Genomic DNA, 22,164 nt, shown 5'->3' with positions numbered 1-22,164 from the left:
TTGTCAACAACCACTGGTATGAATAGGATTCGAAGGCTTTACCACCTATCACATTATACCAGTTCAAAGGTTATTTTTCTTTATAAATTCTTAAAAATTCATTTTAGATTAATGAAAAATCTAAAGATTCTTTAGATCCACTTCTCTATCATTTCAGCCATTTCTGTTATTGAGGCCTGGTGCCAGTCCACTTCCGGAATGGCCTTTTGAAATTCAGGGCCATATTTGGCAGTGATGATGCGGCGATCAAGAATAACCATAACCCCTTTATCTTCTGGCGTGCGTATAAGCCTGCCGAATCCTTGCCGGAACCTTAACAGGGCTTCAGGTAAAGAATACGCGGAAAAAGGGTTACGCCCTTGCTTCTCGAGAAGTTGGCATTTTGCAGCTGTCACTGGTTCATCCGGTGGCGAAAATGGCAGCCTGACAATGATTAAACAAGATAAATCCTCGCCTGGGATATCGACGCCTTCCCATAGGCTGGTTGTCCCAAACAGGACGGCTTTCTCGAAGTTTTGGAAATTCCTGAGCAGCCTCATCCTGCTTCCGCCAGAAATCCCTTGTGCAAACAGGGTGAACTCATCCAGTACCCCACTGTCTTTGATGGAATGATAGGTCGCCCTCAGCATTTCATGCGAGGTGAATAATACCATCATCCTCCCTTTCGCTGCTTGAGCGGCAGCAATAATATGGTTTGCCGCGGTTTCGGAGAATTCCTCCACCGATAAGCAATTGATATCTGGTAGATCATTTGGAACCAGTACCTTTACGAGTTCCTTATAAGGAAAGGGTGAAGGAAAACTTGCTGTCTGCATTGGTTCATTCTCTAAACCGAGTTGTTCTTTAAAATACTTAAAAGAATCCTTCACCACGAGGGTTGCCGATGTCATGACCACACTTTTTTGGCGTCCGAAATAGGAATCCCATAACCGTTTACTTCCTGCAATCGGCTGAACCGTCAAAGTCACCCCATGCTGGGGTGCTGCATTCGTATAATCAAGCCAATAAATATTTTCTTCATGCGGCTTGATGAAAAATTCATGCAAGGAGTCCCTGGTATCCTGTAAATGTCCAAGCAGCACCTCGATATCATTCAAGTGAAATAATGAATTTTTTCCTAAGGGGGACTCATTATTCAATAAAAGAGCCAATCTTTTTTCTAACTCCATGATGATGTATCCTAATAAATCCACCAATCGCTCAGCGACCAGAATCGCTTTACCCCATCTCCCATCATCTATTTTGAATGAAAGCCGTTTCGGACCCATGGAACGTGAAAGTTTTTCCGCCTGATTGGAAATGTAATAAAAAAGCTGTTCGAATTCATAGGAAAAATCACTAAGCTTTTGATCTAATTCATAGTGGGACTTCCCATCAGCCAATCCATTATTTAAGAGCATCCTGTCCAATTTATATAATAATTGCTTTTGATCTGATGTCCCCAGTCTGTTCAAAACCGTCTTCACCGAAATGTAATTAAGCCTGCTCCCAAGCTGTTTGGATGCAGCCTGTTCCAAATGGTGCGCTTCATCGAGAATCAAATACCCTTTTTTTGGAATCAAGGCATCTTCTGTAAGCAGATCGGTCATTAAAAATGAATGGTTAGTGATGATGATATCCGCCTTGGCAGCTGTTCTTTTTGCCCGTTCAAAAAAATCCAATTCAAGCCAGGGCTGTTTTAATCCGGCGTATGTAAGACCATCACTTTGAAGCCTATTCCAAAATAGCTGACCGCCGCTTGTAAGATTCAATTCATCTTTATCGCCTGTTACGGTTTCGGTAAGCCAAACCAATATCTGCATTTTCGTTAATGCCGTTTCATAATTATCTTCCTTCTCACGCAATGCCCTTTCGAACTTTGCCAAGCTCAAATAATTACTTCTCCCCTTTAGCAAAACAGCTTGAAAGGAGAAGGGAAGTATCTTTTTAAGCTTGGGAACCTCGTTTTGAAGAAGTTGATCCTGTAGCTGAAGCGTGTACGTCGAAACGACGACAGGTTTATGATGTTTTTTTGCAAAATAAACGGCCGGAAGCAGATAGCCTATGGATTTCCCAATACCTGTCCCAGCTTCAATGATTGCATCCTGGCTGGATTCGAAGGAATGATGAATCAAGTTCATCATATCAAGTTGTCCGCTTCTTGCTTCAAAGGCAGGGAATGCACTTTGAAGCAGGGCTATTTTTTCCTCATCATCGAGCGGGAATTCCGACTCCGTGTCTTTTTGATCAGTTTCGTCTTCGGCCTTTTTAAATGCAAGGCCCCTATAAGTAATAAGATCTGGTGAATGGATCTCTGCTTTAGCAAGTTTGCTTGCAATGCAAGCATCTATCAATTCGGAAATCTCACTTTGTAAGGAATAAGATAATCGATATAACTGTTTAAGTGTCATCACTGGAAGATTCATCAGCTTTTTTTTCAATTCCAACAATAATAAAGCGGTGGCATATGCATCACTATCCGCTTGATGGGGTCTGGAATGATCAAGGTTTTCTTCTTTAGCCAGCTGGTGCAGCTTATATCCATCGGATGTTGGTTTTAATATTTTCGCTAGCTCTACTGTATCAAGGGTGGAACCATAAAACGGCTCAAACCCGCATCGTACTAGTTCTTCCTGTAGAAAAGATAAATCAAATAAAACATTATGGGCAACAAAACAAGCCCCTTCTATAAGCCGGGCAATATTTTCTGCAACATCTTCAAAGTCAGGTGCATTTTTTACCGTCTCGTTGCTTATTCCGGTCAATTCTTCAATAAACAAGGAAATTTCCTGTCCAGGGTGGATATATGTCGAGTATTCATCCACAATTTGGTCATTTTCGATGACCACGCCAGCAAATTGAATAATCCTATCCCCTTTTTTCGGAGAATTCCCTGTTGTTTCCAAATCGACCACTACATATCGTTGCATCATGAATTGTACACCTCAAACTTCACTTTCTCCACTTCCTGATGGAATTCTCTTATCTTTTTTATACCATAATAATCGTAATAAAGGAAACAAGCCGTTCATCAACGGACGAAAAGGGCCGGCACCTGTATGCATGATCCATGCATATTGTGCCGGCCCTCCGCTTACATGATTGTAGCTGCAGGTTCGTTTGAAATCAGATCAATGATTTTGTTATTTTCATCCATGATTGCAACTTTTGGTTTATGATCCCCCAGTTTATCCTCTGAAACCATCACATAAGAAATGATTATCACGATATCATCCGGCTGCACCAGTCTTGCTGCCGCTCCGTTCAGACACACGACACCGCTCCCCCGTTCACCCGCAATCACATACGTTTCAAGTCGTGCACCATTATTATTATTCACGATGGCGACTTTTTCATTTGGCAGAATACCCACCGCATCAATTATGTCTTCATCAATCGTAATGCTGCCAACATAGTTCAAATTAGCCTCAGTTACCCTTGCACGGTGGATTTTTCCATTCATCATCGTTCGAAACATCTCAATTCCCCCAGATCTTCATGAATTATTCTACATATAAAGTGATATTATCAATTAGTCTTGCATGCTTGAACTTTACAGCAATTGCAATGATGATGTTTCCTGATAACAATTCAAGCGGTTTAAGTTCCGGGTATTGATAGATTTCAATATAGTCGATCGCTCCACTTGTATGGGCACCAATATGTTCACTTACTAGAGCCGTAACGGTTGCTGCATTTCTTTCACCTGATTCAACCGCCTCTTTAGCCTTCAATAAACTTTGGTACAGCTCTTTAGCCTCCAAGCGTTCCTGATCTGATAGGTTCACATTTCGCGAGCTCTTCGCTAATCCATCTTTTTCACGTACGGTATCTACAGCAATTAGCTGGATAGGGAAATTGAAGTCTTTGATCAGTCCATCTATCACGGCGACTTGCTGGGCATCCTTCTTACCAAAGTAAGCTCTATCAGGAAGGATGATATTGAAGAATTTCGTTAAGACTGTCGCAACACCATCAAAGTGTCCAGGCCTTTGTCTGCCGCATAAAACATCAGTCCTGCTTTGGACAACAACTTTCACAGATGGTTCTTCACCGTACATTTCGTGGACTGTTGGATAGAAGAGATAATCCACTCCGCCATTGGCTGCGACATTTTCATCCCGTTCCAAATCCCGCGGATATGTTTCAAAATCCTCATTGGGTCCAAATTGCATCGGATTGACAAAAATACTCAATACCACAATATCATTTTCTTTGCGCGCCTTTTCCAAAAGGGTTGCATGCCCCTCATGTAAAAATCCCATTGTCGCTACATAGCCAATGCTTTTGTGATTGCTTTTTTCCTCTCTTAGTTCCAGTTGCAAATCGGCTGCCGATGTAAAAGTTTTCATCTTTTCCCTCCGTAAAGTTCAGAAAGCTGCTCTTCCTTCATCGTAAATGTATGTTCTTCCGACGGGAAATCTTTAGATTTCACTTCATTCACGAAGCTTGTTATCGATTGGCCAATCAGTTCATTTGCATCTCCATAAACTTTTACGAATTTCGCAAGCCTGTCTACCCCATACTTGATGACATCATGGTAAACGAGGACTTGACCATCCGTTTCAGCACCTGCCCCAATTCCAATGGTTGGAATGCCCAGGTTCCGTGTGATGAGTTCCCCCACTTGATATGGTACACATTCAAATACTACTGCCATCGCTCCCGCCGCTTCACACTTTCTCGCATCTTCCAAGAGCTGTGCTGCACTTTCGGCATCTTTTCCTTGCACTTTATATCCGCCCAGAACGCCGACTGATTGAGGAGTCAAGCCAAGATGGGCCACTACCGGGATGCCCGCCTTGGTCAATGCTGATATTTTTTCAACAACATCATCCGCTCCCTCAAGCTTCACGGCATCCGCATGACCTTCCTGCATGATCCGGGCTGCATTCTTTAGTGTTTCATCCATAGATAGGTGATAGCTCATAAAAGGCATATCCGTCACAACAAATGTATCCCGTGCCCCGCGTTTTACTGCCTTTGTATGATGGATCATGTCATTCACCGTAACCGGAATCGTCGATTCATATCCCAATACGACCATTCCTAAAGAATCGCCGACTAAAATCATGTCTACACCTGATTGTTCGGCTAACTTTGCTGATGGGTAATCATAAGCCGTCAGCATGACAATTTTCTCTTGATTTTGTTTCATTTTCAAAAAATCTCCGGACAATTTCATTACGTTTCCTCCTTTTGATGGAGGAGATGAAAACATCAGCGAAAACTGGTGTGTATACATTCATGCTCAAAAAAAGGGACTGACTAAAAAAGTATCTGTTTCGCCACGAAAAAAGGCTTAAAAAGCCACATCTCGATCAATAAACAGCACTTATCATTTAGTCAATCCCTTTGTTTCATCAGAAGTTTCATCCCTCCGTCCCCGTCCAGTTCTCTGGATCAAGGCAGATTTTCAAATAATTTGGTATTTATGGGGGTGCAGTTCACATGAGATACTGCCCACTTGCATTATAACAAGCCAAATTCAAAATTTCTATTTAATTTTCACAATTTGACAAAAACCTACTGAATTTCAATATCTGCAGAATATATTGAATGTACGGTTCCTTTGCCGTCTTCAAGGAGTAAAACGCCTGAATCCGTTATGCCCAATGCTTTTCCGACAATCGTGTCATTAACGGTACTTGCTTTGATAACCTGTCCAAGGCTGATCGCATAACTCTCCCATAAATCCTTTATTGGCATGAAGCCTTGATTTAAATAGAGTTCGTACAAATTTTCCAGACGAAACAATGCTCGTTGAATGACCTTGGACCTAGAAACCGTCCCTCCACTTTCTATGAGAAGGGAAGACGCTTTTTCCTGCAGATCTTCAGGAAAATCCTCCAATTGCTGATTGATATTCATTCCAATTCCGATAATGACAGAATGGATCCTATCTGATTCCGCCTGCATCTCCGTCAGGATGCCCACCACTTTCTTGCGATTCACCAAAATATCATTCGGCCACTTTATTTGTGGCTTCAGATCAGTGGTATCCTCTATAGCCTGAGCCACAGCGACCGCGGCCAATAATGTAAGCTGTGGAGCCTCATGAATCGGGATTTTCGGTCTTAGGATGAGACTCATCCATATGCCGCTGAATTTTGGGGAATGCCAAGATCTCATTAGCCTTCCTTTTCCGGATATCTGCTCCTCGGCAACGACGAGGGTACCCTCCTGAACGCCTTCATTTGCTAGTTGATGCGCAATTTTTTGTGTGGATTCTACAGTTTCCTGATAGTGGATCATCTTGCCGATCGTTTTTGTTTCCAAGCCAAGCTGTATTTCGCTCTCGGACACTTTTTCCGGCGCTGATATGATCCGGTAGCCTTTTTTCCTTACGGCTTCCACATTATAACCTTCACTGCGCAGGTCTTCTATATGCTTCCAGACAGCTGTGCGCGAACAGCCAATGTATTCAGCAATTTCCTGACCGGATATAAACGCACCATCCGCTTTTGAGAGGGCTTCCATCAGCTTTGTTCTTAACTCAGATTGCATTTCACCAGCCACCTCTTTATTTCTTCTTTATCATTTCTTAATTCTTCATTCAGGACAGCATTCAATATTTTTTCCAAGTATTCCTTGACCCATGGTCCTGGCTTTTCTTGTTGCCAATTCAATAAATCCGTCCCCGTAACGGCAAGATCCGACATTTGTTTAATAATAAGTCCATTGTAGCTTTGATGTGCCTTCTCCTCCGCATCCGGTACATTACCGCCAGTCAGTGCCGCCCTGACTTTAGCAGCTTGTACAGTTACGCCATGACCTGCCTGAAATACATCGATGGCTGATGGATCTTCTTTCTTCACTAGCTGTATCGTCCGTTGAACGTTTCTTATCGTTTTCAATGGCAGCTTCCATTCCCTCAAGGCCTCTTCCATTTCCTGATCCTTTGTGTGAACCATGATTATAGACCATATTTCTGCCGCTTTTAGCTGATGAAGCGGCAGGTTCAGTAAGTCCATTAAATGATCCTTTTTACCGGAGAATAGAGGCAGGTATTGATATAAACCGCTTTCCAGCAAGAGTGAGAAAGCCCTTATCTTATTGGAGCCGGCCAATAGCTTCTCAAATTCAACCAGGATTCTTTCGACAGCGATTTCACTGATGATCTGGGCGTTCACTTTAAGGGAATCAAAGGTTTCTGTATCCAGTGCAAAATCTAGTTGACTGACGAATCTTAATGCACGCATCATTCTCAAAGCATCCTCATGAAATCTTTCATGCGGGTTGCCAACCGTGATAATCCTTTTTTCAGCCAAATCTCGCTTACCATTAAATGGATCGATGATTTTTCCGGTCTTATCCATTGCCATTGCATTCATCGTAAAATCTCTTCTTTGCAAATCTTCAGTCAAAGAACGGACAAATTGAACAGCATCGGGTCTGCGAAAGTCCGAATACCCGCTTTCCGTTCTAAACGTCGTAATTTCGTATGTACCCGTATCCGTAATGACAAGCACTGTTCCGTGGTCGATCCCGATATCTGCCGTATTAGGAAAAATCCTTTTGATTTCCTGTGGTGTTGCGGAAGTGGCGATGTCCACATCGTTAATGGGCCTGCCAAGGATATAATCCCTTACTGAGCCGCCAACGAAATAAGCCTCGTATCCTGCTTCTTCAATCAATTCCAGAATGGGTACTGATTTTAAGAATAACCGATCCATCAGCATCCCCTCCCTATTCCATGGATTTACCTTCAAGTGCCTGAATGTAGATGGCTTCATACTCAGCCATGATCGTATCACTGTGAAAATTAGTATTGGCCCTTTCCAGCGCAGCTTCAGAAAAGCGTTTATGTAAAATCGGGTCGCTTAAAAGTCCAATCGCTTTTTCAGCAACCATTTTGACATCTCCCAATTCACAAATATAACCAGTCTTCCCGTCAACGATGACTTCAGGAATTCCCCCGATGTTTGTCCCGATACAAGGAACTCCACATGCCATCGCCTCAAGCAGCACAAGTCCGAAACTCTCTTTTTCCGATAACAGGAAAATCAAATCACTGATTGAATATAATTCGGCAAGATTATCCTGCTTACCAAGAAACAAGACCGAATCATCGATTCCAAGATCTTTAGCCAAATTCAATACGGTTGTCACTTCCGGCCCGTCACCTACGAGTAGAAGCTTTGCAGGCATTTTCTTTTGAGTTAGATAAAACGCCTGGATGACGTCTTTCACTCGCTTGACCGAACGGAAATTCGAAACATGTATGATCACTTTTTCATCTTCACTGATTCCGTATTCATCCTTAAGGTAATCGGAATCGGATTTATGGTAATCTCTTTCATCAATAAAATTATAAACGGTTTTGATTTCCTTATCCGGCGCGATTAATTCGTGCGTCTGCTGAACAAGGGAATTAGATACTCCTGTAACGACATCGGATTGCTCTATCCCGAATTTAATCAAATTGGTCAATGAGGGATCATGGCCTAATACGGTTATGTCCGTACCATGCAGTGTGGTTACGATTTTTACTTCATTTCCTGACATCTGCTTTGCAAGGATCGCACAAACAGCATGTGGAATCGCATAATGAACGTGGAGGATATCTAATTTCTCCCGTTTTACGACATCTGCCATCTTGCTCGCAAGCGCCAGGTCATAAGGTGGATATTGAAAGACTGAATATGAGTTCACTTCAACTTGGTGATAAAAAATATTACAGTACCTCTTATTTAAACGAAAAGGGAGGCTTGAAGAAATGAAATGTATTTCATGTCCTTTTTCTGCAAGCATCTTACCTAATTCAGTTGCTACGACACCAGAACCCCCAACTGTAGGGTAACAGGTAATTCCAATTTTTAATTTCATAAGATTATTTTTCTCCTAACAAGTCGGCATCGATCAGTAACGGTTTTTTTGTCATGAATCCCTCCGCATAGGCGACACCCACTTCTTTGCCGAACATCCGCTCCCGTGCCTCGACAGTCTCGATATAGCCATTGACTAGCGGTGTTTCTACAGTTACTTGACTTTTTTCGAATTGGCTGCGATATGCCCTAAGGCTATCAAGCTTTTTCGATATTGTGGAAGTGATGTCCACGACGAAGTCCGGTTTGTGAAACCCATTGATCATATAATAGTACATATTTTGGACACGATGAGAATTCAAGCCCGCTTCTTCCATATACTTTCTTACTCCTGCCGAAAAAACTGCTTCTTCCACTAATTGGGCACAGTTACCATGATCGGGATGGCGATCTTCCAAAAATGGTGCAAATACAAGGGCAGGTTTATATTGGCGAATGACCGAAATGATTTGATTTATATATTCCGCTTTCATGTATAGTCCCCGATCGGGTAGATCAAGGGAAATCCTCTTCACCCCAAGGATTTCAGCAGCCTTATGCGCTTCCTCTTGCCGCAATGGAACGGTTCCATTGGATGACATTTCAGCTTTTGTCAAATCACAAATGACAATTTCCCTGCCTTGTTGCACATATTTAGCAATCGTGCCACCCATACCGATTTCAACATCATCCGCATGTGCTCCGAAAGCCAGAATATCTATGTTACTTTTGTTTATCATTTATCTCACCTTGTTTTTTCCGTAGTTTTAGCCAGTCCATATACCCATGTTTCAAACCTTGTATCAGCACTTCTGCCGTGCCCATATTTGTCGCCAAGGGAATTTCATAGACATCTGATAGGCGTATAAGCGCCGATACATCAGGTTCATGTGGCTGAGATGTCAATGGATCGCGGAAAAATAGGACCATGTCCATTTCTCCGCGTGCAATCATTGCACCTATTTCCTGATCCCCGCCAAGAGGTCCTGAATGAAAACGATGGACAGGCAGTGATACTTCTTCCATGATTCTTTTCCCGGTTGTTCCTGTAGCAAATAATTCATGCTGCTCAAATACATCTTTATAGGCTGTTACAAATTGAATGATATCTTCTTTTTTCATATCATGGGCAATTAAGGCAATTTTCATCGTAAATCCTCCTGATCCCTATTCAATAATATTTTCCAGGCCATATACAAGAACATCCAATTTCATGACGGTATCGACAGCAAGTTTGACTCCTGACATGAAGGAAGCTCGATTAAAGGAATCATGCCGAACCGTCAATAACTCTCCATCACTTCCGAAAAGCACCTGTTGATGGGCAACCAACCCAGGCAGCCGGACACTGTGGATATGCATGCCATCTACATTTGCGCCTCTTGCCCCCTGGATGGTTTCTTTTTCATTTGGGTGCCCCTGTTGTTTTGTTTCACGTACCGCTGCAATCATGTCTGCCGTTTTGGAAGCAGTTCCAGAAGGAGCATCCAGTTTTTGATCATGGTGCATTTCTATGATTTCCACATCCGGGAAATACTTTGCGGCCATTTGGGAAAACTTCATCATCAAAATGGCTCCAATGGCAAAGTTTGGCGCAATGATGCAACCAATGCCCTTTTCTTTTGTTAATGAATCCAGCTTAGCTAAATCTTCCTTTGTAAAACCAGTCGTTCCCACTACAGGGCGGATGCCATGTTTAAGTGCCGTTTCGGTATGAAACATCCCCACTTCCGGTGTGGTCAAATCAATCAAAACGTCCGCATTTACAGAAGAAAAGCATTCATTTATATCCGAAAAAACCGGTGCTTCAATACCGTGAAAACCTTCTATTGCGGAAAGGCTTTCCCCGTTATGCTTGCGATCTATGACAGCTGCCAATTCAAACCCTTCTGTCCTATGTACAAGCTTCACCGCTTCATTTCCCATTCTGCCACGTGGACCAGCTACAATCACTTTCACTTTACTCATCTTTACCTTCCTCCTCCATTTTTTCTTCTTTTCTTGTCCATCTATCTTTATCACGGGTAGTGAACTTTTCCATGACCAAATCATGCGAGTTTTGAAGGTCAATCCCTAAAGAATTGGCAAAACAAATCAACACAAAAAGCATGTCCCCCAATTCCGCTTCAATCGTATTCTCTTCCTCTGTTGCCTTCTTTGGTTTTTCTCCATGGTAATGATTGACTTCCCTAGCCAACTCCCCAAGTTCTTCAGACATGCGGGCCAGCATGGCCAGAGGGCTGAAATATCCTTCTTTAAATTGTCCTATGTATTGGTCGACTTCCGCTTGCATTTGTTGGATCGTCTTATGCTTTTCCATATAGTCACCCATTCTTTCGTTTTCTAACATCATACCTTCTCCATGTTAGCTAAAAGTGAAACAGATGACAACAGATACGTTCACGAATCAAAATTGCCCATAGTTGGTTAATTAGTTATAATAAGTAAATTAATGAAATGTAAACCTTTGGAGGTATGGAACATGCTTTTGGGCTTAAAATTGAAAAATATCATATTCATCCTTTTTGGGGCTGGAATCTTCGCCTTTGGCCTCGTGCATTTTAACATGCAGAACAACTTGGCCGAAGGCGGATTCACCGGTCTCACATTGATTATATATCAACTTATCGGAATAAATCCTTCTTATTCTAATTTGATTTTGAATATTCCCTTATTTTTAATAGGGTGGAAATATTTAGGGCGAACATCTTTCTTTTATACGATAATCGGAACGGTTGGCCTCTCCGTTTGGCTATGGGTTTTCGAGAGATACGAAATCGAAATCGATCTCGGAAACGATTTGATGCTGGTGGCATTGTTTGCCGGGGTCTCTGTTGGTGTCGGGTTGGGCATCATCTTTCGTTACGGAGGGACAACAGGCGGAGTGGATATCATTGCCCGTTTTGCGCATCGTTACTTAGGGATGGGCATGGGACGTACCATGTTCATCTTTGATGCCGTCGTCATCGGCCTGTCCATCCTTACCTACCTGGATTACCGTGAAGCGATGTATACCCTCGTTGCCGTATTTATAGGTGCCAGAGTAATCGACTTTATGCAAGAAGGAGCCTATGCTGCCAGAGGTGCAATGATCATTAGTGATAAAAACATGGAAATTGCAGAAAAAATCATGAATGATATGGAACGGGGCGTAACTGTATTAAGGGGATATGGATCCTTTACACGCAATGATCGGGAAGTACTCTATTGTGTTGTCGGGAAAAATGAGTTAGTCCGCTTAAAAAATGCCATAACATCGGTGGACCCTCATGCATTTGTATCTGTAAGTGAAGTTCATGATGTATTGGGTGAGGGCTTTACACTTGATGAGAACAAGAATCCCATTGAAAGGTAATCCATTGATTTATGGCATGCCGATGGAATCCAATCCTTATGAATGTTGCCCTTTCTAACTGAATTTTATTAGCAATGTGCAGCAAATACTCTTAAATATGAAAAGGACCCCATCCCAAGATGGAGTCCTTTTTTCAAATTAATCTTCTTCCCTCATTCCTGTATACATAAGCAGAAGACGAACTAATTCCAGTACGGCTACAAGAGCGGCAGCAACATAGGTCATCGCAGCAGCACTTAATACTTTTTTCGTTTCCCGTTCTTCATCATTCCGGATGACCCCAGCGGAAACGAGTTGATCCATAGCCCGGGAAGAAGCATTGAATTCAACCGGCAGGGTTATCACTTGGAACAATACAGCGGCTGCCATAAATACGATACCCGCCAAAAGCAACCCAGGAAGTGAAGCTAACATCCCGATTAAAATCAAAATCCAAGATATGTTAGAGCCAAAATTAGCTACCGGTACTAATGCATGGCGGAAACGCAAGAATGCATATGCTTCTTTATCTTGAATCGCATGTCCGACTTCATGGGCTGCAACCGCTACACCGGCAACTGAATGGCCGTGATAGTTATTCGTTGATAAACGCACCGTTTTATCCCTTGGGTCATAATGGTCGGAAAGCATTCCAGGTGTCTCTTCGACCCTGACATTGAACAGTCCATTTTGATCCAAAATGGCCCGCGCCGTCTCAGCACCATTCATTCCGGAAGAAGCCGATACCTTTGAATATTTTTTATACGTGCTTTTCACTTTCATTTGTGCATAAATCGGGATTAAAATGATAATCGCCAAATAAATGAAATACATGGTATCCTCCTATAACTATTATTACCCTTAATTCTATGGATTGAAGGTAACCCTGTCAAATATAGTGTTCTCTACCCCTGTCTTTTTAATCATTATGTTCTTTCCTTGGTTTTTCCCTATCACCTTTATATTTTCTCCAGCCTACATAAGAAAGCGTCATGATAATGATTGAGCCTGTCGATATGATGACCCACCAAAGGGAAGGATCTGCATCATCTTCCCCCATATCATCAAAAATGGAGGTTAGTTCGTTTTGCAGCGCTTCCAGTTCCTCTTGATTCTCTCCATCACTGATTACCTCTGGACGGTATTGGTTGATGTATTGAATCCTTGTGTCCAGTTGCTGCATCGTTTCTTTGGAAAGGTCGACTTTCAAGCTTGGATATATCATTTCATATTGTGATAGGAATAAGTTCAATTGGCTATTGAATGTAATTGTGTCTTGTTTGATCGCGGCATTCTTTGTCTGCTGGAAAGAATTCATCATTTGATCCTCCATCTCTGTCCAAAGTGGCTGATGGGTAGACTTGACCGCATCAACAACAAGCCGGAACTTTGTAACAGAATTAACCTTTTCGGAATCTCCCTTGTTCATATCCTTTATTGTCATCAATGCCTCATTATGAGCTACAGTGATAATTCGAAGTTCGTCCATGTCAAGGATCTGCTCTTTCGCTGTATCTTTTAAAAACCGGTCAGAAAAAAACGTCAGCATCTTTTCCGAATCTCCATATCGCTTCAACTTGGTCATTTCCAAGGCTCTATCGGAAATGTTATCTAATTGCTCCAAACTTGAAGAGGATTCTGCATAGACAGGGAAATGTAAGACGACAAATAAAACAGCAATGGTTAATATGAATTTTTTCAACATGCTACTCGTCCCTCCTCATATCTCTACTAAAACGATATGAAAGAAAAAACATGAGTAGACCTCGTTCAACATAAAAAAGTTAACCCTGCTTTTACAAAGCTGTATTTAGAGTTAACTTTTTAAGAAATGAAGGACAGGGTGAACCGCTTTTTTCTATATCCAAAGTACCAGCCGACAAAAATGGAAAGTATACTGAGCCAAAAAGTGAAATAACCTATCGAATTCATATACACCAATAAATCACGGTATATTGGCATCATTTCAAAAACATAGTCGATTATGTCATTATGTATGGTCCATATCCCGGCCACTATCAAATGCCAAGGTTTTATTCGATAAAATGGTGCATATAATACCCCTTGAATCGCCATCCCCAAATGAGAAGCCATTAACATATAACCTTCCCAAGGCAATGAACCTGTTGTCACGAAGGTCATCAAATTCATTACAACTGCCCATATGCCATATTTGAATAGTGTTATTATCGCCAACGCTTCCATAAATCCGAAATTCCTTCTTAATAGGAACCCCAATAAAACAAATACAAAAAACAGGCTAGCTGTCGGGCTGTCCGGTACAAATGCCAAAAAAACCGCAGGAGTATTTTCCAATTGACTGCCATACCAATAATATCCATAGGCAGTTCCGAATATATTTATCATTAATAACAAAGCGAGCATTTGCCGATTTGCAAGCCAACTGTAGATAACATTCATTCTTTTACCCTCACTAACATTTTCATGTATACTCATTTTACAGGCCATCAACCAGAAAACCAAGCATTCATTTCAATTTCTTCTCATTTACACTTCAATTTACCAATAAAAAAGCCGACAACCGTAGTCGTCAGCTTCATTTGCAGCATATGAAGGAAAATGCTGTTGATGGCTATATTATTTTGCCGATAAACCAGATACAAATTCAGCTAATGTCGCCAATTCTTCATCTGTACCTTTGAACATGCCAGCTGGCATAGCGCCCTGGCCTTTGACTGCGATTTTAGAGACTTCTTCTGGGCTCAAGCCAGTGTCAATTAAGCTTGGCGCTCCTGCTCCACCAGTTAACTCTGCTCCGTGACAGCTAATACAGCCGCTAGAATCCATCAGTTTATACCCATCGCTCTCTTTATCAATGTCTGCACCTTCCACGATCGCTCCTTGTTTCTTGGAAGCTTCCCAATCGTGGTGGGCTGCAGACTCCCATGTTAAATAGAATACGCCGGCAATTGCCAATAGCATGAAGCCTACAGCAAAAGGACGTTTTGCCGGGCTCCGCTCTGGACCACGATCTAAAAAAGGTGCCAAGAGCAATGCTCCGAAAGCCAAACCAGGTATTACTAGAGCCCCGATTGCATTATAAGGGCCTGAAGCATAGGTATATTTAAGTAATTGGTAAAGGAATAGGAAATACCAGTCTGGCAGCGGAATATACGCTGTATCTGTAGGATCTGCTATCCTTTCCAATGGTGACGGATGTGCGACTGTCAGGCATAGATAACCTACAAGAAATACAGCTCCTACCATCCATTCTTTTAAAAGGAAATTAGGCCAAAATGCTTCAGTTTTCCCAGGATATTCTGAATAATCTTTCGGAATATTCGGTTTACGGTCCGCGGAGATACGCGAGTCACCTACGAATTTCATACCTTTCCCACGATGCATTGAACAATTCCCCTCCTTTATGAAAAGGTTTTTTTGGTTCTTGGTTCACCATTCTTTTATAGTGGACCTGAAATACCTTGTTTTCGGATCATCAGGAAATGAGCCGCTAGTAAAGCAAATAATGCTGCTGGCAGGAAGAATACATGAATTGCAAAGAATCGTGTCAATGTCTGTGCTCCAACGATGGTTGGATCTCCTGCTATCAATGTCTTGAGTGCCGGTCCCATCAACGGTACCGATTCGACAATTGTCAAAGTAACTTTCGTTGCGAATAGCGCTTTCATATCCCATGGCAATAAATAACCAGTCAAGCCTAATGCCAGCATGATGAAGAAAATCAATACGCCGACCATCCAGTTCAATTCACGCGGTTTTTTGTAAGCTCCCTGGAAGAAGACACGAAGAGTATGTAAAAACATCATAACGATAACTAGACTTGCTCCCCAGTGATGCATACCACGGACTATTTGACCGAAGGCAACTTCATTTTGCAAATAATAAACAGATTCCCAAGCGTTTTTAATGTCCGGGACATAGTACATCGTCAAGAACATGCCTGACAAGATTTGGATGACCGTAATAAAAAAAGTTAACCCACCAAAACAATATACGAATGCAGAAAAATGATGTGCGGGGTTAACATGTTCAGGAACCTCATGGTCAGCAATATCCCGCCATAACGGCGTAATATCTAAACGCTCGTCCACCCAGTCATATAACTTTGTTAGCAATGTTTACGCCTCCCCGTGCGGTTTTAGTTGACCCAAATAAAGTATTCCATCTTTTTCTTTCGTGTCATAGACATCCAATGGTGAAACCGGCGGTGTCCCTTTGACATTCATCCCATCTTTCGTATACCTGCCGTAATGGCAAGGACAGAAAAATTGATTCGGATTAGTCTTATCCGTATTCCACCCTACCGTACAGCCTAAATGTTTACAGATTGGAGATAAAGCAACGATCTTACCATCTTCCGTTTTGTAAACCCAAGCTGTATTTGTTTCTTCAGACTCATACCACCCATCGACCTGTTTAAAACTGAAGTCGACTCGTGTTGGTTCGGTAGTCAGTTCACCTACCTTCTGTTTAGTTGCAACGTAATCCCCGCCTTTATCAGCTGATAAAACAGGATCAATTGCAAACCTAACCATAGGCATCAACATACCGGCCGCCATAAATCCACCAACGCCAGTAAGTGTGTAATTAAGGAATTGACGTCGTGAAACATTATGCTTGCTCATGCGTTTTCCCCCCCTCTATTACTATACTGAGAGCCCAAAGGACCAATAAATAGCGACACTATAAAACTAGGACATTTCCATGATATCTCAATAATTTACCAAGGTCAATATTTGTAAAACCCAAAAGGTGGCAACTATGTGTCAAATAATGCGAAAAATCCTACTTTTTTTCATTTTTCCAATTATAAGAGAAAATATCAAGGATTTGGAGAACTTGCTGGTTAATCATTTCCCTTGCTTGTTCAATTTCAAGCCCCTCCAGGGGGATGGCAGGAATCCATACTAAATTATTTTCTAATTCCGGCTCTTCCTTTTTCCACTCAAAATCCGATGTAAGGAAAAAAACATGCTCGAAATTATTTTCTTTCACTTCATTGGCCCAATGCTTTAACCGCTCAACCTTATCCATTTCATCACTTAAATAATGAAATGTTGGCAATAAAAGAATCCTTCCTTTCATCTGCTTTTCAATTTCCAAGCTTAAAATGGTAAGAAATTCATTCATTGAGCCCGTTTGTTTCATTTGCCCTCGAAAAGATAGGGGAACCAAAGGAATCAAAACGGTATCCACATACTCTTTTGACTGCATATACATGTCAAGATCTTTTGCTGTCCACTTCATGTTTTCTCTTCACTCCCGATTTTTCAAATCAACTCCTTATCATTTTACCATTATTTTTATAACATCTTTACCATATACCCATAGTCTTTACAAAAATGTGGATTTTATCAATGTTTTATAAAAAATAAAAACCTTTCCTGATTACGGAAAGGTCAATTTATTTCATCCAAGTACTTTTAATTGATTCAATTGTTCGGTTAAGTTCTTAAACGCTTGTTCATCATGCTTATCAAGGGCTTCATCGATTTCCTTAAGCAGACGGTCCCTTTGAAAATACAACATGCTTCTTTCCAAAAATTGTTCAGCCAGCAGCTGATCTTTTTCATTCGATGCCGTTGACTTCGGCATGAAGGGATTGTTCTCGAGTACCGCTGCATATTGATAGGAAGAATAAGACGATTTAAAATTAAGCTGAATATAAATGTCTTCATCCCGATTCAAACGGATATCATGAAAGGATTTCTCTGCATCGGTCGTCATGATATTGGACTTATAGAACCTGAAAGGAACCTCATCCACACAATGTGTCGACATAATCAGTCCACGTGGGCAATATTGTGCATTTTCTACAAAATGGACCTTTTTCATTAGTTGATCATGACTCATTAAGTAATTCAATATCCACACGCATTCTCTTCGTTTCAGTTGATAATGATTTAAAAACCACCGAATAAAATCCTTCTTCTCATTCACAGAAACAGGGGCAGCCACCATGAATTCCCTCCTCTGTCTAGATTTAGTTTTATTTCACTTATCTACATTTCATCTGTGCTTTCACCTAGCCGCTCCAAAATCAACGCATACTCATCATTCGCCGGGTTCATCTCAAGCAGCTTATTAAATACTTCTCTAGATGTGGCCCTGTCTCCTTCTTCAATTAAAAAGAAACCATAATCTTCAAGGAAATCTTGATTGTTCTTGAATGAATTATATGCTTTATGATAGCTGGTTAATGACTCTTTAAATTGTTCAGTATGCTGATATGATACAGCAGCTATCCATTCAAACTGCGGATCATCCTCTCCATATCGCCTTACTTCACCAATACACTCCAATACATCTTCATACCTTTCGTGGTGCATATACAATTTCAAGAGGGTGAGTGCAGCTTCCAGGTATCCAGGATCAATGGCTAGTGCTTCTTTAAATAGATTTTCCGCCTCTTCTTCAAGCCCGCTTTTCAAGGCTATTTTTCCACCGAAGAAGTAAAGTTCCTTATTGAATTCATCAGCCTTGATTCCTTCTTTGACTGTTTTCAAGGCATTTTCCAGATCTTCAAGATGTTCATAACTCTTTGCCAGGTACAAATATAAAGAATGGTATTCATGATCTAATTCCTTAAGTTCAATGAACTTTCGTACGGCTGTCTCATAAAGACCTGCCTGAAAAGCTGTAAATGCATATTCAAATAGGGTATTGATTTCAAGCCCGTCATTCAAGGCCTTTTCAAAGTGCGGAAGTGCCTCCTCGAATTTCCCCGAACTGCTTAATGCTTCAGCAAGCCTCTGATTGACATTAACACCAGCGATTTCTTGTTCCTGTTCCAAAACCTTTATGTAATTTGCAATGGCTTCCTGATCCCTTCCTTGATGAAAGAACAGTTCAGCTAGTGCAAAATCAATGATGATCTCATCTGGAAGCATTTCCTTGGCCTGCAGTAATTTCCGTTCGCTGACCTCATCCATTCCCTGTAATTGATAAAGGTCCGCTTCCAAAAGCAAAGCACTTGGATATACTTCATCATCTGGACTTACTTTTTCAAGCATCAGCATCGCTTCATCTTCCTGGTCCATGTCAATCAGGATTTCCGCCAACGAAACAATCAATTCTCCTTCATCGGGATAGAGTTGCAGCAGATGTTCAAAAAGATCCTTTGCCTCCTCCGCAAAACCAAGCTGGAGCATTTCTTCGGCCAGCAACAATATGTCCTCTGCTGACTCTGATGATTTAATTCGATTTATATGTTTAAGAGCTTCCGTTAATTCCCCTTTTTTTAAATGCTGTATAACTTGTTCCACTGTGTTCATTGTTGAATCCTTCCTTTTGCATGATAGACTTGGTCCCTAGTCATACACACTCACGCCATAATGTAACATATTCTGCCATTAAGACAAAATACCATATAATCGCGAGATGCATAGTAAACAGTATTCATTAGTTTACCATACTGTAGCCCTGTATTCCATTGATGAAGTCCCCTCCCATTCCCATTAAAAAAAGGTTACTAGTTAATTCTCCACGCTACGGTAAATCTCCTTTTTGATCATGAACCCCTTTTTCATTATTTTCATGTTCACTACAGATACAATAAGCCCGAATGTTAGCGCTTTCAACACTTTTAAGCATTTAAAAAAAGTTTACAGACCAAATAAGGTATGTAAACTTTTTTTATATTCACTTTATCAATTGCGTCATATGCCCAAAAAATTGTGGATATGATACATCTATGGCATCAGGGTCGGCAAGTTCCACTTCCCCATCCGTTATCAAAGCCGCTACAGCAAGCATCATCCCGATACGATGATCTCCATGGCTTGTAACCTTACCACCATTCAGGGCTTTACGCCCTTTGATGATCAATCCGTCTGCTGTCGGGGTTATATCTGCCCCCAGGACGGAAAGCTCATTTGCAACAGTATCAATTCGATTCGTCTCTTTCACTTTAAGTTCTGCTGCATCCTTGATTGTCGTTATCCCTTCAGCCTGTGTTGCCAGAAGTGCAATGACCGGTATTTCATCGATGAGACGGGGAATTAGATCACCGCTGATGGTCGTTCCCTTTAGTCGGGAGCTTCTGACAGTGATATCCCCTGCAGGTTCACCCTCGGTCGTCTTCTTCTCTATCGTAATATCCGCCCCCATCGATTTCATGACTTCGATGATTCCGGTCCTTGTCGAATTAAGGCCCACATTCTTTAAAACCACTTCACTATTTTCCGTAATCGCTGCAGCCACCATGAAGAAAGCCGCTGAAGAAATATCACCCGGCACATGGATGGTGGTTCCTTTGAAGACTTGGTTTCCGCTTACTTTAATCGTTTGACCGTCTTTTTCGATTTTTCCGCCAAACTCTTGGATCATCCGTTCTGTATGATCGCGGGTCTCTTCCGGTTCGATAATGATCGTTTCACCTTCTGCCTGTAAACCGGCCAAGATTATCGCTGATTTTACCTGCGCACTTGCCACTGGCAATTCATAGCGAAACCCTTGTAATTTGCCGCCTCTTATGAAAAGTGGGGTGTATTCGGCTCCTTTTCGGCCATCAATGACCGCTCCCATTTGACGAAGCGGGTTGACTACCCGGGTCATTGGACGTTTGGCTATCGATTCGTCACCTGCCAAAACGGCCGAAAATTCCTGTCCTGCCAAAATGCCCATCATTAACCTGATCGTGGTACCAGAATTTCCGACATCCAGTACTGATTCCGGTTCCTTTAATCCAGTAAATCCTTTGCCTTCAATTTTGACGTGCTGGCCATCTTGTTCAATATGGACTCCAAGCTGCTTAAAACAGGAAATCGTACTTAAACAATCGGCTCCTGGAAGAAAATTAGTGACTGTCGTTTCCCCCTCGGCAAGGGCTCCGAACATTATCGAACGATGGGAGATCGACTTATCTCCAGGTATGGCAATCGAACCACGTAATGATTGGATGTTCGTTTGTAATTTTTTTGTATTCATAAAACCATCCTTCCCTATAAATGTTATGCCAGGATCGTTTCATAATCTGTATGTCTTGAAATACACTCTGCAGCTTTTATGCGATCAACATCCGTTTGGAAGCTTATGACCAGCACACCGTATATCTCTTCCCTGGTTTCAATGATCCTTATGTTTGTAATGCTGATACCTTCTTGTGCCAAATATCCGGTAATCTCAGAAATTATTCCGGCATAATCCGGTATATCGATATATAAATCATAAAACGCTGGTATGGCGCCTTTCGCATGTGTTGGCAAATCATCCCTGAAAATCTTGGCATCGGTAAAGAATCGAAGGATTTCTTCACTATCTTCATTCGCAACCAGGCCTTTTATATGCTCCATTTCATTCAGCCAATCATTCATTAATTCAAGTAACACATCCCGGTTATGTAACAAAATGTCACGCCACATTTCCGGACTGCTTGAAGCAATTCTTGTAATATCTCGAAATCCACCTGCTGCAAGCCTTGAAATCAACTTATTTTCCTTACTGTAATTTTCTGCCTGCTTAACGAGCCCCGATGCGACAATATGCGGGAAATGACTAATGACCCCAGTCAGCTTATCATGTGTGGCAGGACTCACAACCAGAAAGTTCGCTCTTGTCCCTTGCAGCCACCCTTTCAGCTGCTCTACTTTTACTTCTTCGATGGAATCTCCAGGAGTAAGCAAATAAAATGCATGTTCGAATAAATGCAATTTGGCTGCCGCAGCACCGCTTTTATGGGAACCAGCCATAGGGTGCCCCCCGATGAAGGCCACCCCTTTATCTATCAATGGTTTTGCTGCCTTAACGACTGTATCCTTCGTGCTTCCTGCATCCGATATGAGGACATCTCTCTTTAAATCCATCTCAGCCAATTGAGCTAAAATCTTTACGGTTTCATTGACAGGCACAGCAAGTAGAATCAAATCAGCATCACATGCTCCCGCTTCCAATGATGATACAGAATCATCAATGATCCCCAATAGCATCGATAGTTGAATATTCTTTTCACTTAGGTCCGTACCAACAATCACGGCTTCAGGATGTGCATGGCGAACAGCCATGGCCAATGATCCGCCAATTAGACCTAGACCTATTACAAAAACCTTACCCTTCACTCTTCTC

At 41.7% G+C, this 22,164-nt stretch carries 23 protein-coding genes; 1 reads left to right on the top strand and 22 read right to left on the bottom strand.

Annotation, left to right across the window (positions count from 1 at the left end; translation table 11 throughout):
- Positions 1-131: 131 nt before the first annotated feature.
- The 11 genes from dinG to J7E52_RS21645 all read right to left on the bottom strand — a co-directional run bounded on the left by dinG (position 132) and on the right by J7E52_RS21645 (position 11,139).
- Positions 132-2,912 carry an ATP-dependent DNA helicase DinG gene (gene dinG / locus J7E52_RS21695; protein WP_214750481.1) on the bottom strand — a complete coding sequence of 927 codons (2,781 nt, stop codon included), beginning with the start codon at positions 2,910-2,912 and terminating at the stop codon, positions 132-134.
- Between the two features lie 161 nt (positions 2,913-3,073).
- Positions 3,074-3,457 carry an aspartate 1-decarboxylase gene (panD, locus tag J7E52_RS21690; RefSeq protein WP_054400285.1) on the bottom strand — a complete coding sequence of 128 codons (384 nt, stop codon included), beginning with the start codon at positions 3,455-3,457 and terminating at the stop codon, positions 3,074-3,076.
- A 25-nt stretch (positions 3,458-3,482) separates the two neighbouring features.
- Entirely contained in the window at positions 3,483-4,331 is an 849-nt protein-coding gene (gene panC / locus J7E52_RS21685) for a pantoate--beta-alanine ligase (RefSeq protein ID WP_214750480.1), read from the bottom strand.
- The gene (gene panB, locus J7E52_RS21680) at positions 4,328-5,164 is read right to left on the bottom strand and encodes a 3-methyl-2-oxobutanoate hydroxymethyltransferase (RefSeq protein WP_214750479.1); all 837 of its coding nucleotides are present in this window, start codon (positions 5,162-5,164) and stop codon (positions 4,328-4,330) included. The genes panC and panB overlap by 4 nt, the downstream gene beginning before the upstream one ends.
- A 341-nt stretch (positions 5,165-5,505) precedes the next feature.
- Positions 5,506-6,486 (bottom strand): biotin--[acetyl-CoA-carboxylase] ligase, encoded by a 981-nt coding sequence (locus J7E52_RS21675; RefSeq protein ID WP_137015984.1) that lies wholly within the window; start codon positions 6,484-6,486, stop codon positions 5,506-5,508.
- Positions 6,471-7,655 carry a CCA tRNA nucleotidyltransferase gene (locus tag J7E52_RS21670; RefSeq protein WP_214750478.1) on the bottom strand — a complete coding sequence of 395 codons (1,185 nt, stop codon included), beginning with the start codon at positions 7,653-7,655 and terminating at the stop codon, positions 6,471-6,473. Before J7E52_RS21670 ends, J7E52_RS21675 begins: the two co-directional genes overlap by 16 nt.
- A 13-nt stretch (positions 7,656-7,668) precedes the next feature.
- Positions 7,669-8,808 (bottom strand): N-acetyl-alpha-D-glucosaminyl L-malate synthase BshA, encoded by a 1,140-nt coding sequence (bshA, locus tag J7E52_RS21665; protein ID WP_214750477.1) that lies wholly within the window; start codon positions 8,806-8,808, stop codon positions 7,669-7,671.
- Between the two features lie 4 nt (positions 8,809-8,812).
- Positions 8,813-9,526 (bottom strand): bacillithiol biosynthesis deacetylase BshB1, encoded by a 714-nt coding sequence (bshB1, locus tag J7E52_RS21660; RefSeq protein ID WP_214750476.1) that lies wholly within the window; start codon positions 9,524-9,526, stop codon positions 8,813-8,815.
- The gene (locus tag J7E52_RS21655) at positions 9,510-9,935 is read right to left on the bottom strand and encodes a methylglyoxal synthase (protein WP_214750475.1); all 426 of its coding nucleotides are present in this window, start codon (positions 9,933-9,935) and stop codon (positions 9,510-9,512) included. The genes bshB1 and J7E52_RS21655 overlap by 17 nt, the downstream gene beginning before the upstream one ends.
- A gap of 18 nt (positions 9,936-9,953) precedes the next feature.
- On the bottom strand, positions 9,954-10,754 hold the full coding sequence (gene dapB / locus J7E52_RS21650) for a 4-hydroxy-tetrahydrodipicolinate reductase (protein ID WP_214750474.1): 801 nt from the start codon (positions 10,752-10,754) through the stop codon (positions 9,954-9,956).
- Positions 10,747-11,139: a nucleotide pyrophosphohydrolase gene (locus J7E52_RS21645; protein ID WP_286197986.1), complete on the bottom strand. Its 393-nt coding sequence runs from the start codon at positions 11,137-11,139 to the stop codon at positions 10,747-10,749. Before J7E52_RS21645 ends, dapB begins: the two co-directional genes overlap by 8 nt.
- A 129-nt stretch (positions 11,140-11,268) precedes the next feature.
- Between J7E52_RS21645 and J7E52_RS21640 the strand changes: the two genes are divergently transcribed.
- Complete coding sequence (locus J7E52_RS21640) at positions 11,269-12,141, top strand: YitT family protein (protein ID WP_214750473.1); 873 nt, start codon at positions 11,269-11,271, stop codon at positions 12,139-12,141.
- Between the two features lie 138 nt (positions 12,142-12,279).
- Here J7E52_RS21640 and J7E52_RS21635 read toward each other — a convergent pair whose 3' ends face one another.
- The 11 genes from J7E52_RS21635 to J7E52_RS21585 all read right to left on the bottom strand — a co-directional run bounded on the left by J7E52_RS21635 (position 12,280) and on the right by J7E52_RS21585 (position 22,157).
- A complete protein-coding gene (locus tag J7E52_RS21635) occupies positions 12,280-12,954 on the bottom strand; it encodes a zinc metallopeptidase (RefSeq protein ID WP_214750472.1) in 675 nt (224 codons plus the stop codon).
- Positions 12,955-13,039: 85 nt separating this feature from the next.
- On the bottom strand, positions 13,040-13,825 hold the full coding sequence (gene ypjB / locus J7E52_RS21630; RefSeq protein WP_214750471.1) for a sporulation protein YpjB: 786 nt from the start codon (positions 13,823-13,825) through the stop codon (positions 13,040-13,042).
- 119 nt (positions 13,826-13,944) lie between these two features.
- Positions 13,945-14,541, bottom strand: a complete 597-nt coding sequence (gene lhaT / locus J7E52_RS21625) for a lipoprotein heptaprenylglyceryl N-acetyltransferase LhaT (protein ID WP_214750470.1) — start codon at positions 14,539-14,541, stop codon at positions 13,945-13,947.
- Between the two features lie 177 nt (positions 14,542-14,718).
- Positions 14,719-15,486 (bottom strand): menaquinol-cytochrome c reductase cytochrome b/c subunit, encoded by a 768-nt coding sequence (locus tag J7E52_RS21620; protein WP_214750469.1) that lies wholly within the window; start codon positions 15,484-15,486, stop codon positions 14,719-14,721.
- 56 nt (positions 15,487-15,542) lie between these two features.
- A complete protein-coding gene (gene qcrB / locus J7E52_RS21615; protein ID WP_034307974.1) occupies positions 15,543-16,217 on the bottom strand; it encodes a menaquinol-cytochrome c reductase cytochrome b subunit in 675 nt (224 codons plus the stop codon).
- 3 nt (positions 16,218-16,220) lie between these two features.
- Complete coding sequence (locus J7E52_RS21610; protein ID WP_214750468.1) at positions 16,221-16,727, bottom strand: Rieske (2Fe-2S) protein; 507 nt, start codon at positions 16,725-16,727, stop codon at positions 16,221-16,223.
- Between the two features lie 160 nt (positions 16,728-16,887).
- On the bottom strand, positions 16,888-17,349 hold the full coding sequence (locus J7E52_RS21605; RefSeq protein WP_214750467.1) for a YpiF family protein: 462 nt from the start codon (positions 17,347-17,349) through the stop codon (positions 16,888-16,890).
- Between the two features lie 162 nt (positions 17,350-17,511).
- Positions 17,512-18,063 carry a ReoY family proteolytic degradation factor gene (locus J7E52_RS21600; protein ID WP_101222412.1) on the bottom strand — a complete coding sequence of 184 codons (552 nt, stop codon included), beginning with the start codon at positions 18,061-18,063 and terminating at the stop codon, positions 17,512-17,514.
- Between the two features lie 41 nt (positions 18,064-18,104).
- A complete protein-coding gene (locus J7E52_RS21595) occupies positions 18,105-19,376 on the bottom strand; it encodes a tetratricopeptide repeat protein (protein WP_214750466.1) in 1,272 nt (423 codons plus the stop codon).
- Between the two features lie 367 nt (positions 19,377-19,743).
- Entirely contained in the window at positions 19,744-21,030 is a 1,287-nt protein-coding gene (gene aroA, locus J7E52_RS21590) for a 3-phosphoshikimate 1-carboxyvinyltransferase (RefSeq protein WP_214750465.1), read from the bottom strand.
- 23 nt (positions 21,031-21,053) lie between these two features.
- Entirely contained in the window at positions 21,054-22,157 is a 1,104-nt protein-coding gene (locus J7E52_RS21585; RefSeq protein WP_214750464.1) for a prephenate dehydrogenase, read from the bottom strand.
- Positions 22,158-22,164 lie beyond the last annotated feature (7 nt).

Origin of the sequence: Bacillus sp. ISL-34, assembly GCF_018613325.1 — a bacterium.
Taxonomy (GTDB): domain Bacteria; phylum Bacillota; class Bacilli; order Bacillales; family DSM-1321; genus Peribacillus.
This window is presented reverse-complemented; position numbering and strand designations above follow the sequence as displayed.